18 protein-coding genes are annotated in these 15,496 nt (G+C 46.1%); all 18 read left to right on the forward strand.

Going from position 1 to position 15,496, the window contains the following annotated elements; genetic code table 11:
• Nucleotides 1-153: 153 nt before the first annotated feature.
• The 18 genes from prmA (at nt 154) to BLU03_RS05135 (ending at nt 15,477) form a co-directional block, all read left to right on the forward strand.
• On the forward strand, nt 154-1,104 hold the full coding sequence (gene prmA / locus BLU03_RS05050) for a 50S ribosomal protein L11 methyltransferase (protein WP_093106373.1): 951 nt from the start codon (nt 154-156) through the stop codon (nt 1,102-1,104).
• Nucleotides 1,104-1,847: a 16S rRNA (uracil(1498)-N(3))-methyltransferase gene (locus BLU03_RS05055; protein WP_076569872.1), complete on the forward strand. Its 744-nt coding sequence runs from the start codon at nt 1,104-1,106 to the stop codon at nt 1,845-1,847. Before prmA ends, BLU03_RS05055 begins: the two co-directional genes overlap by 1 nt.
• Nucleotides 1,848-1,920: 73 nt before the next feature.
• Entirely contained in the window at nt 1,921-2,592 is a 672-nt protein-coding gene (gene deoC, locus BLU03_RS05060; protein ID WP_093106109.1) for a deoxyribose-phosphate aldolase, read from the forward strand.
• 110 nt (nt 2,593-2,702) lie between these two features.
• On the forward strand, nt 2,703-2,876 hold the full coding sequence (gene rpsU / locus BLU03_RS05065) for a 30S ribosomal protein S21 (RefSeq protein WP_008588775.1): 174 nt from the start codon (nt 2,703-2,705) through the stop codon (nt 2,874-2,876).
• A gap of 29 nt (nt 2,877-2,905) precedes the next feature.
• Nucleotides 2,906-3,352 (forward strand): GatB/YqeY domain-containing protein, encoded by a 447-nt coding sequence (locus tag BLU03_RS05070; protein ID WP_076569876.1) that lies wholly within the window; start codon nt 2,906-2,908, stop codon nt 3,350-3,352.
• 103 nt (nt 3,353-3,455) lie between these two features.
• Nucleotides 3,456-4,796, forward strand: coding sequence for an NfeD family protein (locus BLU03_RS05075; RefSeq protein ID WP_093106112.1), 1,341 nt, complete (start codon nt 3,456-3,458; stop codon nt 4,794-4,796).
• Complete coding sequence (gene floA / locus BLU03_RS05080; RefSeq protein ID WP_008588782.1) at nt 4,793-5,785, forward strand: flotillin-like protein FloA; 993 nt, start codon at nt 4,793-4,795, stop codon at nt 5,783-5,785. The genes BLU03_RS05075 and floA overlap by 4 nt, the downstream gene beginning before the upstream one ends.
• Nucleotides 5,786-5,828: 43 nt before the next feature.
• Complete coding sequence (locus tag BLU03_RS05085; protein WP_076569880.1) at nt 5,829-6,254, forward strand: hypothetical protein; 426 nt, start codon at nt 5,829-5,831, stop codon at nt 6,252-6,254.
• Between the two features lie 237 nt (nt 6,255-6,491).
• Entirely contained in the window at nt 6,492-7,451 is a 960-nt protein-coding gene (locus BLU03_RS05090) for a PhoH family protein (protein ID WP_008588786.1), read from the forward strand.
• A gap of 17 nt (nt 7,452-7,468) precedes the next feature.
• On the forward strand, nt 7,469-7,936 hold the full coding sequence (gene ybeY / locus BLU03_RS05095) for an rRNA maturation RNase YbeY (protein WP_076570205.1): 468 nt from the start codon (nt 7,469-7,471) through the stop codon (nt 7,934-7,936).
• Nucleotides 7,911-8,279 (forward strand): diacylglycerol kinase family protein, encoded by a 369-nt coding sequence (locus BLU03_RS05100; RefSeq protein ID WP_093106115.1) that lies wholly within the window; start codon nt 7,911-7,913, stop codon nt 8,277-8,279. The genes ybeY and BLU03_RS05100 overlap by 26 nt, the downstream gene beginning before the upstream one ends.
• A 16-nt stretch (nt 8,280-8,295) precedes the next feature.
• Complete coding sequence (gene era, locus BLU03_RS05105) at nt 8,296-9,198, forward strand: GTPase Era (RefSeq protein ID WP_076569884.1); 903 nt, start codon at nt 8,296-8,298, stop codon at nt 9,196-9,198.
• Nucleotides 9,199-9,305: 107 nt separating this feature from the next.
• The gene (gene recO, locus BLU03_RS05110; protein WP_076569885.1) at nt 9,306-10,049 is read left to right on the forward strand and encodes a DNA repair protein RecO; all 744 of its coding nucleotides are present in this window, start codon (nt 9,306-9,308) and stop codon (nt 10,047-10,049) included.
• A gap of 295 nt (nt 10,050-10,344) precedes the next feature.
• Nucleotides 10,345-11,229 carry a glycine--tRNA ligase subunit alpha gene (gene glyQ / locus BLU03_RS05115; RefSeq protein WP_076569887.1) on the forward strand — a complete coding sequence of 295 codons (885 nt, stop codon included), beginning with the start codon at nt 10,345-10,347 and terminating at the stop codon, nt 11,227-11,229.
• Entirely contained in the window at nt 11,222-13,303 is a 2,082-nt protein-coding gene (glyS, locus tag BLU03_RS05120) for a glycine--tRNA ligase subunit beta (protein WP_093106117.1), read from the forward strand. Before glyQ ends, glyS begins: the two co-directional genes overlap by 8 nt.
• A gap of 85 nt (nt 13,304-13,388) precedes the next feature.
• A complete protein-coding gene (locus BLU03_RS05125) occupies nt 13,389-14,018 on the forward strand; it encodes a helix-turn-helix transcriptional regulator (protein WP_008588798.1) in 630 nt (209 codons plus the stop codon).
• Nucleotides 14,019-14,039: 21 nt separating this feature from the next.
• The gene (locus BLU03_RS05130; protein WP_008588801.1) at nt 14,040-14,852 is read left to right on the forward strand and encodes a pyruvate, water dikinase regulatory protein; all 813 of its coding nucleotides are present in this window, start codon (nt 14,040-14,042) and stop codon (nt 14,850-14,852) included.
• 169 nt (nt 14,853-15,021) lie between these two features.
• Nucleotides 15,022-15,477, forward strand: coding sequence for a YaiI/YqxD family protein (locus BLU03_RS05135; RefSeq protein WP_093106121.1), 456 nt, complete (start codon nt 15,022-15,024; stop codon nt 15,475-15,477).
• The last annotated feature ends 19 nt before the right edge of the window (nt 15,478-15,496 follow it).

Genomic DNA, 15,496 nt, shown 5'->3' on the forward strand with positions numbered 1-15,496 from the left:
GGAGGAGCTCCTCCTTCCATTTACATGGAGTATTTTGTTTTATGGCGTGTTCAAAGGGAAGTGTCGATAAAGACCGCTTTCAAATACGGTCCGTGATAAAACACTCTCTGTTATATTTTTGGAAGATAAATGAGGAAAGAGCAGGTGGAGGAAATGAATTGGTCCGAAATTAGTATACATACAACAAATGAAGCGGTAGAACCGGTTTCAAACCTCCTGCAGGAATCCGGGGCAGGCGGAGTAGTGATCGAGGACCCGTCGGATCTTGAAAAATATGCCGCAAGATTCGGGGAAATCTATGATCTGGATCCTTCAAATTATCCGAAAGATGGTGTTATCGTTAAAGCATATTTGCCCGAGAGTTCTTCATCGCCGGAGGTTATAAAAGAGATTGAGGCCTCAGTGGCGTCTCTTACCGATTATGGCATTGACATTGGATATAATGAAATTACTGTAGCGGTAATAAAGGAAGAGGACTGGGCAAACTCCTGGAAAAAATACTATAAACCGGTAAAAATATCCGAAAAAATCACAATTGCACCGACCTGGGAAGATTATGAAGCGGACACAACGGAAGAACTTGTAATTGAGATGGATCCCGGCATGGCATTCGGAACCGGAACACACCCCACTACGGCTCTCAGTATGCAGGCGCTGGAGAAATATATTAGAGATGGGGACGTGGTACTTGATGTCGGCGCAGGGTCCGGTATCCTCAGTGTAGGAGCCGTGCTTCTGGGAGCCGATCACGTACATGCGTTTGATCTGGATGAGATAGCGGTCCAGAGTACCAGAAACAATGCACAGTTGAACGGTGTAGAGGACAGGGTGAAAGCGAAAGAAAACAACCTTCTGGAAGGCGTCACACAGGAGGCGGATGTCATCGTCGCCAATATACTTGCGGAGATCATCGTCAAGTTTCCAAATGACGCCTTCTCGTTGCTGAAGCCGGGCGGTTATTTTATAACATCCGGAATTATAAAAGGAAAAAAAGACCTCGTACGTAACAGCCTGGAGGAAGCCGGATTCGAAATCGTGGAAACGACTAACATGAAAGACTGGGTTTCCTATACGGCAAGACGTCCGCTGCAGGAGGACGGATGATGCAAAGGTACTTTGCAGGACGTGACAACTGGTATGAAGACAGAGTGAAGATCACCGGTCCGGATGTGCATCATATACGGAAAGTTATGAGAATGGCCCCTGGAGATACAGTGACAGTAGTTCACCCTGATAAGAAAGCCTTTGAGGCGGAAATAACAGAGATAGATGAGGAAGTATACTGCGTACTGAAGTATCCGCTCGAAACCGATCCGGAACTTCCCCAGAAAGTGACTATCGTGCAGGCAATCGGAAAATCCGACAAGGTGGAGTGGGTCGTGCAAAAAGGCACGGAACTGGGGATGACGGAAATGATTCCTTTTCAGGCTGGGCGGTCCGTGGCAAAATGGGATGAAAAAAGGCAGCAGAAAAAAGTGGAAAGATGGAATAAAATTGCCAAGGAAGCTGCTGAACAATCGGAAAGATTGATGATCCCCGAAGTTAAATCGGTGGCATCCTTAAAGCAGGTCATCGAGTGGACGGAGGGGTTCGGGCATCTGTTGTTCGCTTATGAAAACGAAGCCCGGGAAGAGACGGAATCACGGTTGTCCAAGTACATCAGAAAAGTGGACCCCGGTGAGAGCGTCTGTCTGGTTATAGGCCCGGAAGGCGGATTCACTCCGGAAGAAGTTTCCGTGCTTAACGGGGCATTTTTTCAACCGGTGCGGCTCGGCCGTCGCATTTTAAGAATGGAAACAGCTGCTTTATATTTCCTCTCTGCCCTGTCGTATGAATGGGAAGAATAAGAAAACGCTTTTCTTTTGATTTGAAAACAGTTACTATGGAATTAGATGTACGAACAAGCTGAAAAGGAGATGTATTATGAGCACACTGGCAAAGATGATTGACCATACACAGCTTAAACCCGAAACAACGAAGGAAAAAATCGAACAGATATGCGAAGAAGCAAAAGAGTATGATTTCGCTTCTGTCTGTGTAAATCCATACTGGGTTTCTTACTGCAACGAACAGTTGAAAGATACAGATGTAATGGTTTGTACGGTTATCGGCTTCCCGCTTGGCGCATCTACAACAGAAGTTAAAGTATATGAAACAAAAACGGCGATTGAACATGGTGCCGAAGAGGTGGACATGGTCATCAATGTAGGGGAACTGAAAAGCGGCAACACGGAAGCGGTACAAAAAGATATCGAGGCTGTCGTGGAAGCCGCAGCCGGTAAAGCCACTGTAAAAGTGATTATTGAAACCGCTCTTCTTGAAAATGAAGAAAAAGTCACAGCTTGCGAACTTGCTAAACAGGCCGGTGCTGATTACGTGAAGACCTCTACCGGTTTTTCGGGTGGAGGAGCCACACTGGAAGACGTTTCTCTTATGAGGGAGACAGTCGGCGACGACATGGGAGTCAAAGCATCAGGCGGCGTAAAAGATTACGAAGATGCAAAACAGATGATTGATGCCGGAGCTACGAGAATTGGAGCGAGTTCCGGAATTGCGATCATTCAGGGGAAAGAAGGCACATCTGATTATTAAGAGCAGAGTGCTTGTTGACCTGATGAATTTGGTGTAATATAATTGACAAAGATATGGGGTCTGTCCATATCTTGAACTAGTTTTGTTTGTTTCGGAGGGAGGGAAGTAATATGTCTAAGACCACTCGCGTACGCAAAAACGAATCTTTAGAGGATGCTCTTCGTCGTTTCAAGAAAGACGTATCTAAAAGCGGTACTCTGGCTGAGGCTCGTAAGCGTGAATATTACGATAAGCCAAGCGTTCGTCGTAAGAAAAAATCCGAGGCAGCAAGAAAGCGCAAGTAAGTGTTCTGTGAAGAGGGTGTAGAGATAAAATGACTATTTCTGAACGTCTTACAGAGGACATGAAAGTCGCTATGAAAGCCAGGGATAAAAAAAGACTTGGCGTTATCCGTATGGTGCGATCGTCCATGCAGAACGAAGCGATAAAACTCGGTAAGAATGATCTGACGGAAGAAGAGGAACTGACGGTTTTATCGCGTGAGGTAAAACAAAGGAAAGATTCCCTCCAAGAATTTAAACAAGCTGGTCGGGATGACCTTGTAAGTGACCTTCGGGAAGAAATCAACATTCTAAACGACTATCTGCCGAAGCAGTTGACGGAAGAAGAGTTGGAGGCTGTAGTCTCCGAAACCATTAATGAAGTCGATGCTTCCGGTAAAAGCGACATGGGTAAAGTAATGTCTGCCGTTATGCCTAAAGTAAAAGGAAAAGCGGACGGCACCCAGGTCAATAAAGAAGTTATGAAGCAATTATCATAAACAAAGAAAAGGCCTCTCAGAAACGAGAGGTCTTTTTTCATAAATTCCCTGAAACGTTTTCACAGCTACATACGTATAAGATATAAGTGAGACGAAAGGGGGGATGACGGTGAGCGTGATCAGGAAATGGAAAAGCTTCATATTGCTCTTTCCATTTCTGCTTATGTTATTAGCTCCTGTCTCCGTGGAAGCGGCGGGCGAGGTGTATGTAGTTCCTGTTGAAGAAACGGTGGAGAAAGGTATGGCCTCGTTTATCGACAGAGCAATAACTGAAGCGGAAGATGCGGGGGCGAAGCAACTTATATTCGAAATCGATACCCCGGGCGGACGCGTGGATGCAGCGAACGAGATAGGGGAGTATTTAACCGATACTGACGTCCCGACCGCTGCCTACGTCACTAGTCGTGCGTACTCTGCCGGCTCTTATATAGCTTTGAATATGGATGAGATCTATATGAAATCCCAGTCGACCATGGGGGCCTCCGGAGTCATTAATTCGGACGGAACAGCAGCCGATAAAAAAGCCCAGTCAGCCTGGATATCAGCTATGACTGCGGCAGCAGAGAATACCGGTAGGGACCCTTTGTATGCAAAAGCCATGGCGGATAAAAGTATAGACTTACCCGAGTATGGAGCTCCGAAGGGAGAGTTTCTTACATTGACCCCTGCACAGGCAGTAGAGGTGGGGTATTCTTCAGAAACGCTTTCCAGTATGGACGCTGTCGTTAAGAAACTCGGGTTTGAGCCTTCCGATACCGTGAGGGTTGAGCCTACATTTTCCGAAAATCTTGCCAGATTCCTGACAAACCCTGCGGTCGTACCTATATTGTTATCGCTTGCAAGCTTAGGGCTTATAGCGGAAATATATACTCCGGGCTTTGGTATTCCCGGTTCTATAGGTATTATGTCGCTTGTCCTTTTCTTTTATGGGCACGTAATCGCCGGACTTGCAGGACTTGAAGCGATCATTCTGCTTGTAGCGGGAATAGCGCTTATTATCGCAGAGATCTTCCTGCCGGGAGGAATTGCCGGGATTGGAGGAGCGGTCGCTATTGTGGCTTCGCTTCTCATGTCCGGCCAGGACCTCGGACACATGGCTTTCAGCATCGGAATAGCCGTTCTCGTTACTATCGTAGCGTCAGTTCTGCTCTTTAAATTTGTCGGTTTCCAGAACAACTTCTTTAAAAAAATTGTTCTGAGCGATTCCACAAATACTTCGGAAGGCTACGTTTCGTCCCGAAGCAGACTGGAACTGATAGGCGAGACAGGCGAAAGTCTGACCCCTCTCCGTCCTTCCGGGTCTGGAGTTTTCGGAGACGAAAGGCTGGATGTAGTGAGTGAAGGGTCATTTATTCAGGCAGGTACAGGAATCAAAATCGTGAAAGTGGAAGGGTCAAGAATTGTAGTACGGGAAATTGGAGATAATAAGGAGGAAAAATCATGACGTTACAGGAATTAATGCCATTAATCATCGTTGGAATCATTATTATTGCTTTAGCTGTACTGTTCACTTTCATCCCCGTGATGCTGTGGATCAGCGCACTGGCTGCAGGGGTCAAGATCAGTATATTCAGTCTTGTGGGTATGAGATTAAGACGGGTAACTCCCGCCAGAGTCATCAACCCTCTGATCAAAGCTCATAAAGCCGGTCTTGATATTAATACGAACCAGCTCGAGAGCCACTACCTGGCCGGGGGTAATGTGGACAGGGTGGTCAATGCGCTTATTGCCGCGCACCGTGCAAACATAGAACTGACTTTCGAGCGATGTGCAGCGATCGACCTGGCCGGCCGGGATGTACTGGAAGCTGTTCAGATGAGTGTTAACCCTAAAGTGATAGAGACTCCTTTCATCGCCGGTGTGGCTATGGACGGTATTGAAGTGAAAGCGAAAGCCCGTATCACGGTCAGGGCTAATATCGACCGGCTCGTAGGGGGTGCCGGGGAGGACACGATTATCGCACGTGTCGGAGAAGGTATCGTTTCTACTATCGGTTCCAGTGAGAACCACAATAAAGTGCTTGAGAATCCGGATTCGATTTCCAAAAACGTTCTCGGAAAAGGGCTTGATGCAGGTACGGCTTTCGAGATTCTCTCGATTGATATTGCCGATATAGACATCGGTAAGAACATCGGAGCCATTCTGCAGACGGACCAGGCAGAAGCTGATAAAAATATCGCTCAGGCGAAAGCGGAAGAACGAAGAGCGATGGCTATCGCCCAGGAGCAGGAAATGCGCGCCCGTGTTCAGGAAATGCAGGCGAAAGTGGTCGAAGCGGAAGCGGAAGTACCACAGGCTCTTGCAGAGGCGTTGCGTTCCGGAAAAATGGGAGTTATGGATTATATGAACTACCAGAACATTGATGCGGATACCGACATGAGAAAAACGTTAGGTACTACCGGAGAAACGGATGACGAGGACAACGGCAAGTAATTGGACCTCATTTTCAAGCTTTTGAAGAAAGAGGTGATGATCAGTGGGAGATTTAATATCAGTGATCTTTTCAAACATTTTCATAGTGGGAGCTGTACTTTACGGGATTTTTTCTCTCTTCCAGCGTTCTCAGGAAAACCGGGAAGATAACAGCCCTTCCTCCGTACCGGAACGGCAGAACAGTCCCGCCCCTTCTCTCAACGAGAAGTATGAAGAGATGAAGGAACACGCGGATCAGGATTTTGAAGAAGAGAATGTACACGTTGAAAAAGCATCCGAGAGAAAACATGACGGAATATTGCAGCACGGAGATCTCGTTGTAGACAAAAAAGAAGACGAGACTCAGGAAGTCCATCCGTTCCTCAGGGAAAATTGGACGAAAAGACGAATTCAGGACGGTGTCATAATGAGTGAGATCCTGGGTCCGCCAAGAGCAAAACGTCCCCATCGGCCTTTAAGAAGATGGTGAAGCATGAGACCCGGTCTGCTGAATGCAGGCCGGGTTTTGCTCGTGGTTTAGAAGGAGCTGTGAAAAGGTATGTGAAAACTATAAACATACATAGCCTCCTCCTTATTACGAAGAGCACAGGGACTGGAGGAAAAGTTTTGCACCGCTATACAGACAGTGGTAAAGTAAAATTAATTCTAAAATATAAATTAAATCAAAATTTTATGCAACGAAATATATTAATCAAGGAGATTGAATATGCAGGAAGACTTACAAACGATAGATGTGCATCTGGACAGTCCCGAAGAAGCGCTCACGCTGTTCGGGACGGAAGACAGAAACCTTAAACAGATGGAAGAACAGTTAAGTGTAACTATTGTTTCCAGAGGAGAAAAAGTGAACGTTTCCGGTGTTCCGGAACACGTAGCCATCGTAGAAGATGTTATCGGTTCCCTGCTGGCGCTCATACGCAAAGGCCTCAGCGTTACGGAGAGAGACATTGTATATGCTATTGAGCTTGCTAAAAAAGGTAAAATTAATCAGTTCGAAGCATTGTATGAAGATGAGATAACGAGAAACGCCAAAGGAAAACCGATTCGTGTGAAAACACTGGGGCAAAGAGATTATATCAGTGCCATTAAAAGGAACGATCTGACTTTCGGTATAGGCCCTGCCGGGACGGGAAAGACATATCTTGCTGTAGTTATGGCTGTCAACGCGCTGAAGAATGGAGACGTCAAGAGAATTGTACTCACCCGGCCTGCTGTCGAAGCCGGAGAAAGTCTCGGTTTCCTGCCCGGAGATCTGAAAGAGAAGGTCGATCCGTACCTTCGTCCCCTTTACGACTCCTTACATGACTTGTTCGGTGTTGAGCACACGGCAAGACTGATTGAAAGGGGAACGATTGAAATTGCACCGCTTGCTTATATGAGAGGACGGACGCTTGATGACGCTTTCGCTCTTCTTGACGAAGCACAGAACACTACGCCGGAGCAGATGAAGATGTTTTTGACAAGGCTCGGTTTCGGATCGAAAATGATTATTACGGGGGACATAACCCAGGTGGACCTTCCGAAAGGGATGAATTCCGGTCTTATCGAAGCGAAACAGAAGCTGTCGAAGGTGAAAGGAAGCTCTTTCATCCATCTTGATGAAACGGACGTTGTTAGACATCCGCTGGTGCAGCGGATTATTGAAGCGTATGAAGATAAAGAATAGAGGGGGCTGTCAAGATGTTGAAAATCGATTTTCATGATGAAACGAATTCCATCGATGAAGCATTTGTGGATCTGATTGAACGGGTGTTATCTTTTGCTGCCGAGAAAGAGGGGGTAGCAGGGGATAATGAACTTTCCATTACCTTTGTCAACAATTCGCAGATTCAGGAACTGAACAGAAATTACCGGCAGATAGATCAGCCGACAGATGTTCTCTCGTTTCCTATGCTTGAAGAAGGGGAAGATGAGCTTGAGGCCATCGATGAAGATATGCCGCGAATGCTCGGGGATATCGTTATCTCCGTTGATAAAGCAAATGAGCAGGCGGAAGATTACGACCATTCTTTAGAGAGGGAGTTTTCTTTTCTTGCCCTTCACAGCCTCCTGCATCTGCTCGGGTATGATCATGAAAAGGAAGAGGACGAAAAGAAAATGTTCAAACGTCAAGAGGACATATTGAATGAATTCGGACTTGAAAGGAAGTAAAGGAAATAAGCGGATAGGTTTCCGCTTCGCCCTGTCGGGTATCCTTGCCGTGGTAAAGGCAGAGAGGAATTTGAGAATCCACTGTTTTGCCTCTGTAGCCGTACTTTTAACAGGAATCTTCCTTTCCATTTCACCCATTGAATGGGCAGTATTGTTTTTGACGATGGGGCTCGTCCTGTCCCTGGAGGTCGTCAATTCTGTGATAGAACGGGTGATGGATTTCATTCATCCGTCCTATCATCAGGAAGTGAAAGTGATTAAAGATGCTTCAGCCGGAGCAGTTCTTATTGCGGCAATTTTTGCAGTAATGATTGCTCTGGTAATTTTCGTGCCAAATTTATAAGTATGGAGGATGACATATGTCAGATACGTTTAAGTCCGGCTTCACAGCCATTGTGGGCAGGCCCAATGTGGGGAAATCCACATTCATGAACCGGGTGATCGGTGAAAAGATTGCTATTATGAGTGATAAGGCGCAGACGACAAGAAACAGAATACAGGGTGTATATACCGATGAAGACAGCCAAATAGTGTTCATTGACACCCCGGGCATCCATAAACCGAAACATAAGCTCGGGAACTATATGGTCAATACTGCTGAGCAGACGTTGAACGAAGTGGATATTATTCTGTTTATGATAAACGCCGAGGAAGGTTATGGGCGTGGCGACCAGTTCATCGTGGACCGTCTGAAGAACGTGGACCGCCCCGTCTATCTGATCATCAACAAGATCGACCGCGTGCATCCTGATAAGCTGATTACGCTTATTGAGCAGTACAGAGAGCTGATGGAGTTCACAGAAATCGTTCCCATCTCTGCTCTGGAAGGAAACAATGTCGACCATCTTCTCACGGTTATCAAAGGCCATCTTGAGGAAGGGCCGCAATACTATCCGGAAGATCAGATTACAGACCATCCCGAGCGATTTGTTATAAGTGAATTCATAAGGGAGAAAGTTCTGCACCTGACAAGAGAAGAAATCCCCCACTCCATCGCGGTAAAAATAGAGGGAATAGATGAAGAGGAGAATGGTTCTCTTCACATTCAGGCAATTATAGTTGTAGAAAGAAAGTCACAGAAGGGTATAATCATCGGAAAGCAGGGAAGCATGCTGAAAGAAGTAGGGACAAGAGCCCGGAAAGACATAGAAGCGCTCCTCGGCAGCAAAGTTTTTCTTGAGCTTTGGGTAAAAGTTCAGAAAGACTGGAGAAACCGGTCGATTGATCTGAATGACTTCGGATACAGAGAAGATGACTATTAATAGAGACACTCCTCGCCCCGCCTATTTTAAGTGAAATATTTACTCCGTGGGAGACAGGTTTGAAATGACGGGGAAAGAATCATGAGTGGGAGGACAGGTGAAAGAGTTTGTTGGAAAAAATCGAGGGTCTGGTTATCAGGACAAGAGATTACGGAGAAACTCATAAAATTGTCACGCTTTGGACACGGGAAAAAGGAAAGATTACTGTAATGGCCCGGGGAGCGAAAAAACCGAGCAGCAGAATGAGTTCGGTGACCCAGCCCTTTATTTACGGCAACTACCTTATATATATAGGGAGCGGCATGGGATCGATGTCCCAGGGAGAAACTGTCGATTCTTTTCGATCAGTGAGGGAAGATATATTAAAGGCGGGATACGCTTCTTTTGCCTGTGAACTCGCTGATAAACTGGTGGAAGAAAAAGAGCCGGACCCATTCCTTTTCGAACAACTTCTTACAACACTTACCTACATCGATGAAGGTCGGGATCCGGAAATTGTCACGATGATGTTCGAATTGAAAATTTACAGGAAAGCGGGATTTGCTCCGGTTCTCTCCAGGTGCATTAATTGTGGAAATTCGGAAGGTCCTTTTTCTTTTTCTGTCGCGGAGGGAGGATATCTCTGCAACAGATGTAAACACGTGGATCCTGATCGTTATGACTTGTCGGAGAGGTTCAGCAGTCTGCTGCCTCTGCTCGCAGAAATGGACCTGAAGAGACTCGGAAACATATCGATGAAGAAAGAAAATAAAGAAAAGCTTCGTCAGCTTTTGGACAGGTACTACGAACAATACGGAGGGTACTTTCTGAAGTCCCGGAAGTTTTTGAAGCAAATGGATAAGTTTTATTGACAAGTGGAGCTCAGATTATGTATGCTTTCATATATCATATACATTGTGAAGAAGGGAAGTAGTACTCGGAAGCGGAGATGCCCAGCGAGGCTGTAACAGGTGTAAGGCAGCCCATTTCCCTCCGAAGAAGGCAGTCCGGAGCAATGATCGGAAAGTGGCTGATACGTCAGGACGTATCGGCAAATAGGGTGGAACCGCGGAAATCCCGCCCCTATGTCTTTACGGCATAGGGGCGGGATTTTTCGTGCAGGATGGTGAGTAATAAGAATTTCTTTAATATACAGGAGGTAGTGGAATGGATATCCAAACGATGATATTAACTTTGCAGAAACACTGGTCAGACCAGGGATGCATTTTAATGCAGGCCTATGATACGGAGAAAGGGGCCGGGACGATGTCCCCTATGACGCTGTTAAGGAGTCTGGGACCGGAACCGTGGAATGTAGCTTATGTGGAACCTTCACGTCGTCCGGCTGACGGAAGGTATGGAGAGAATCCGAACAGACTTTACCAGCACCATCAGTTCCAGGTCATAATGAAACCGTCTCCGGACAACATACAGGAGATATATCTGGAGTCCCTGGAAGCTCTCGGAATCGACCCGTTGCAGCACGATATCCGTTTTGTGGAGGATAACTGGGAAAACCCGACCCTCGGTGCTGCCGGCCTTGGCTGGGAAGTGTGGCTTGACGGCATGGAGATCACTCAGTTCACTTATTTCCAGCAGATAGGCGGTCTGGAAGCGAAACCGGTTTCTGCGGAAATTACGTACGGTATTGAACGGCTGGCTTCCTATATTCAGGATAAGGAAAATGTATTCGAGCTGGAATGGACGAACGGGGTGACCGTAGGCGATATTTTTTCTCAGCCCGAGTATGAACATTCCGTCTATACTTTCGAAGAATCGGATGAAGAAATGCTGTTTGAACTGTTTACAACGTATGAAAAAGAAGCGGAGAAGCTTATGGAAAGAAATCTCGTTTTCCCTGCCTATGACTACGTTTTGAAATGTTCCCATACGTTCAACCTCCTGGATGCAAAAGGCGTCATATCCGTCACTGAACGGACCGGTTATATCGGAAGAGTGCGTAACCTGGCGAGAAAGATAGCGAAGGCGTATGTAGAGAAACGGGAAGAACTAGGTTTTCCAATGTTAAAGGAGGAATCGACTCATGAGTAATGAGGCACTATTCGAAATAGGTCTTGAGGAGCTGCCTGCCCGATTCATCAGCAGTGCCGAAAATCAACTGAGAGAAAAAACAAAAGAGTGGCTGGAGGCGAACAGACTGCCATTCACCGGGATAACTGTATATTCCACTCCGAGAAGACTGGCCGTATATATAGAAGGGCTGCCTGAAAAGCAGCCGGATACCGAGGAAAAGGCGAAAGGTCCTGCTGAAAAAATTGCGGTAAATGAAAATGGAGAGTGGTCGAAGGCAGCTATCGGTTTTTCCAAAGGTCAGGGAAAAACCCCGGAGGATATCTACTTTGAAGAGGTTAACGGTACGTCTTATGCGCACATAGATAAATATATTAAAGGCGAAGAGACGGAAACTATTCTGCAGGACTATAAGAACGTGATCCTGTCCCTCGCTTTTCCGAAAAATATGCGCTGGGGAAATCATTCCCTTAAATTCATAAGACCGATCCGCTGGCTCGTCGCTTTGTTCGAGTCAACAATCATTCCTTTGGAAATCGAAGGGGTTTCCGCAGGAAAAACTACGCGCGGTCACCGGTTTTTAGGAAAAACCGTTACAATAGAACGCCCTTCCCGGTACGTAAGCGCTCTTTACGAACAATTTGTGGCAGTGGACCGTAACGAACGGAAAGCGGATATTCAGCGTCAACTGGAGCAGCTGCAACAGGAAAAAAACTGGAACATTCACGAAGACGAAGAACTGTTATGGGAAGTCACGGACCTCGTAGAGTACCCAACGGTGTTCAGCGGGAGTTTTGACCAGTCCTTTCTTAAGGTACCGGATGAAGTACTGATCACTTCTATGAAAGAACATCAGCGTTACTTTCCCGTGCACCGGGAAGAGGATCTTCTCCCTTACTTTGTAGGTGTGAGAAACGGCAATGGAGAGCACATCGATAATGTAGCGAAGGGGAATGAAAAGGTGTTACGGGCAAGACTGTCGGATGCCGAGTTCTTTTACGAAGAAGACCTGAAGGTATCGATTGAACAAAGGCTTGAAAAGCTTGGTAAAATCGTTTATCAGGAAGAACTGGGAACTCTCGCTGAAAAAGTGAGCAGAAATGAAGATATAGCTCTTATCATAAGCGACAAACTCGCTATCTCAGATAGTGACAGGGCAAATGTGCAAAGGGCAGCCCGTATATCCAAATTCGATCTCGTTACGCAAATGGTCGACGAGTTCACTGATTTACAGGGAATCATGGGTGAAAAATATGCGCGCATTTTCGGGGAAAATGATGATGTGGCTGTAGCTATCCGTGAACAGTATCTTCCGAAACAGGCGGGAGGCGCCGTGCCTGAAACAGTTACAGGTGCCGTGTTAAGCCTGGCTGATAAACTGGATACAATCGTCGGGGCGATAGCTGTAGGAAACCTTCCGAGCGGTTCCCAGGACCCTTATGGTCTAAGGAGGCAGGCGCTCGGGGTTCTTAAAATCATCGAGGAACGCGGGTTTGATATCAATATAACGGAACTTCTGGACAGAACGGTGTCCTATTACGGGGAGAAGGCGGTTGGAACAGCAGCAGAAACGGAACTTCGAGCCAACGTCCATGAGTTTTTCAATGCAAGAACTGCCTACCTGCTGAAAAAAGAAGATGTAGAAAGCGATGTCGTGGAAGCGGTGCTAGCGGAAGGGAGCGGTAATTACCCCCTCACGAAAGAAAAAGCCCATCTGCTTTCCGGAAAAAGGCATGAAGATGGATTCCGCGCTGTTCAGGAAGCGTTCGGAAGAACATTGAATATGGCCGACAAAGCGGAAGGTGCCGAAGTGGATAAAGCTTTATTTGAAAAAGAAGAAGAACTGAGGCTATATGAAAAACATGAAGAAGTGAAAGAAGCATTCTTTAAACAACTGGAGGAAAGAGAAATAAATGCTTCTCTTCGCACTCTGAGCGAACTGGCGGAGCCGATTCACTCATTCTTCGACAATATTATGGTCATGGCGGAAGATGAAAGAGTGAGAATGAACCGTCTGGCACTTTTAAAGAACGTGGCGGACACTCTATACGTTTTTGCAGACTTCAATGCTATCCAGTGGAAACAGCAGAATTGACGCCTCCCTTCTTTTCCTTTCTTTTTAAAAATGTATATAATATTAAATAATAGTATGGCATAGTTAGGACGAGGGTGGTGAAATCATGGATCTGTCCAACCGACAAGAAAGAATTATTGAAATCGTAAAAGAACAGGGCCCTATTACCGGTGAAAACATAGCTGATCAGCTTAGTCTCACGAGAGCCACGTTGCGGCCTGATCTTGCGATACTGACAATGGCCGGCTACCTTGATGCCCGGCCGAGAGTAGGCTATTTCTTTACGGGTAAAACCGGATCGGAACTGCTTACGGAGAAACTGAAAAAATTCAAAGTGGGAGATTTTCAATCGATCCCGATTGTTGTAGATGAGAATGTATCGGTTTACGATGCTATTGTTAATATGTTTCTGGAGGATGTAGGTACTATTTTCGTCACGAATGAAAATGCTAAACTGACAGGCATCCTCTCGAGGAAAGATTTACTGCGGGCAAGCATAGGGAATCAGGATCTCACTTCGGTACCCGTACACATCATAATGACCCGAATGCCGAATATTGCTTACTGTTCAGCAGAAGATTTACTGCTCGATACCGCCCAGACATTAATTGAAAGACAGATAGATGGAGTGCCGGTCGTGGAGGAAAAGGAAGACGGCCTTGAAGTGGTAGGCCGTTTGACGAAGACGAATGTAGCGAAAGCGCTGGTCGAACTCGGGAGAGACGAGCACCTGTAAATCATTTTGGGAGGGGACAGCATGGTCAAACCATTTGTATATATTATGTCAGACTCCGTCGGGGAAACGGCGGAACTCGTAGTGAAAGCGGCTTTGAGCCAGTTTAATGATGGACCCTTTGACGTACAGAGAATACCATATATCGAAGATGAATCGATCATCGATGAAACGCTGATTCAGGCAAAGGAACATGAAGCGTTAATCGGGTTCACCCTGGTATCGCCGGAACTCAGAAAGTATCTGCTTAAACGGGCCGAAGAAGAAGAGTTGGAATGTGTAGACATAATGGGGCCTATGATAGACTCTATGGAGAGACACTTCGGTAGAGAACCTAGGCTTGAAGCAGGACTCGTCCACAAACTTGACGAAGATTATTTCAAGCGGGTGGAAGCGATCGAATTTGCAGTCCGCTACGATGACGGCAGGGATCCGCGAGGGATAAAGAAAGCCGACATTGTACTTATCGGGGTCTCCAGGACTTCCAAAACCCCTCTTTCCCAATATTTGGCGCATAAACGGCTTAAAGTTGCCAACGTTCCAATCGTTCCGGAAGTCAAACCACCGAAGGAACTTTTCGAAGTTGATCCAAGAAGATGTATAGGCCTGAAGATAACGCCCGAAAAATTGAATGATATAAGAAAAGAACGCTTAAAAGCGTTAGGTCTGGGCGATGAGGCGAGTTATGCCAATCTTGAAAGGATCAAACAGGAAATTTCCTATTTTGAAGGAATTGTCGAAGATATCGGCTGTGAAGTAATAGATGTCTCCCACAAGGCTGTGGAAGAGACGGCTAATAAAATTATTCACACTTTACGTACCAATGGAGAAAAATAGAAAAGTCGCGCTGTGACAGCGCGACTTTTTCAAGCGTGAAAGCCAAATAGTGGCATCCGGCCAGAAAGTTGTTTTATAATAGAATGTCGTAGCCCAATATGGAGCTTTCAGAATAATAAAACATTCATCAGAAAGAAGGATTTCAGAGTGCTCTGTAGAAACTAAAATTATGACGAAATTTACACTGACTATATGGGTAGACGCTGACAGCTGCCCCGTAAAAGAAGAGATTCGATCAATTTCGTACAGACAGACCATACCTGTCCGGTTTGTAGCGAGCTACGACCACTATTCCCCCGATCTCGGGGAGGAGTGGACTTTTGTAGAAAAAGGGCAGGATGCGGTGGATCTGTTTATTCTTAATCATGTAAAACCTGGTGATGTAGTGGTGACCCAGGATTTATCACTGGCATCACTGCTTCTTGAGAGAGGGGTTTACGTTCTGACCCCCAGAGGTAAACTGATTAAAAGCTTCGAGGTGGAATCGATTATGCATTCCAAGTATATAAGAATGAAGGAAAAAAGACGCGGAAACTATGGGAAGGGGCCTGCCGCTCTGACCAGGCATGACCGCATGCTGTTCAAAGAAAGATTGTCGGATATCCTGCATGAGCGTGGCATGTAATCAAATTATAGAGTGCTGG

Origin of the sequence: Salimicrobium album (assembly GCF_900107115.1) — a bacterium.
GTDB classification, from domain to species: domain Bacteria; phylum Bacillota; class Bacilli; order Bacillales; family Halobacillaceae; genus Salimicrobium; species Salimicrobium album.

Coding starts and splice junctions, on each gene's coding strand:
- BLU03_RS05125 (WP_008588798.1), top strand. CDS start 13,389: ATGGATCTGTCCAACCGACAAGAAAGAATTATTGAAATCGTAAAAGAA.
- floA (WP_008588782.1), top strand. CDS start 4,793: ATGACGTTACAGGAATTAATGCCATTAATCATCGTTGGAATCATTATT.
- prmA (WP_093106373.1), top strand. CDS start 154: ATGAATTGGTCCGAAATTAGTATACATACAACAAATGAAGCGGTAGAA.
- BLU03_RS05070 (WP_076569876.1), top strand. CDS start 2,906: ATGACTATTTCTGAACGTCTTACAGAGGACATGAAAGTCGCTATGAAA.
- glyQ (WP_076569887.1), top strand. CDS start 10,345: ATGGATATCCAAACGATGATATTAACTTTGCAGAAACACTGGTCAGAC.
- era (WP_076569884.1), top strand. CDS start 8,296: ATGTCAGATACGTTTAAGTCCGGCTTCACAGCCATTGTGGGCAGGCCC.
- BLU03_RS05135 (WP_093106121.1), top strand. CDS start 15,022: ATGACGAAATTTACACTGACTATATGGGTAGACGCTGACAGCTGCCCC.
- BLU03_RS05055 (WP_076569872.1), top strand. CDS start 1,104: ATGCAAAGGTACTTTGCAGGACGTGACAACTGGTATGAAGACAGAGTG.
- BLU03_RS05075 (WP_093106112.1), top strand. CDS start 3,456: ATGACGGTGAGCGTGATCAGGAAATGGAAAAGCTTCATATTGCTCTTT.
- rpsU (WP_008588775.1), top strand. CDS start 2,703: ATGTCTAAGACCACTCGCGTACGCAAAAACGAATCTTTAGAGGATGCT.
- BLU03_RS05100 (WP_093106115.1), top strand. CDS start 7,911: ATGAATTCGGACTTGAAAGGAAGTAAAGGAAATAAGCGGATAGGTTTC.
- BLU03_RS05130 (WP_008588801.1), top strand. CDS start 14,040: ATGGTCAAACCATTTGTATATATTATGTCAGACTCCGTCGGGGAAACG.
- glyS (WP_093106117.1), top strand. CDS start 11,222: ATGAGTAATGAGGCACTATTCGAAATAGGTCTTGAGGAGCTGCCTGCC.
- BLU03_RS05090 (WP_008588786.1), top strand. CDS start 6,492: ATGCAGGAAGACTTACAAACGATAGATGTGCATCTGGACAGTCCCGAA.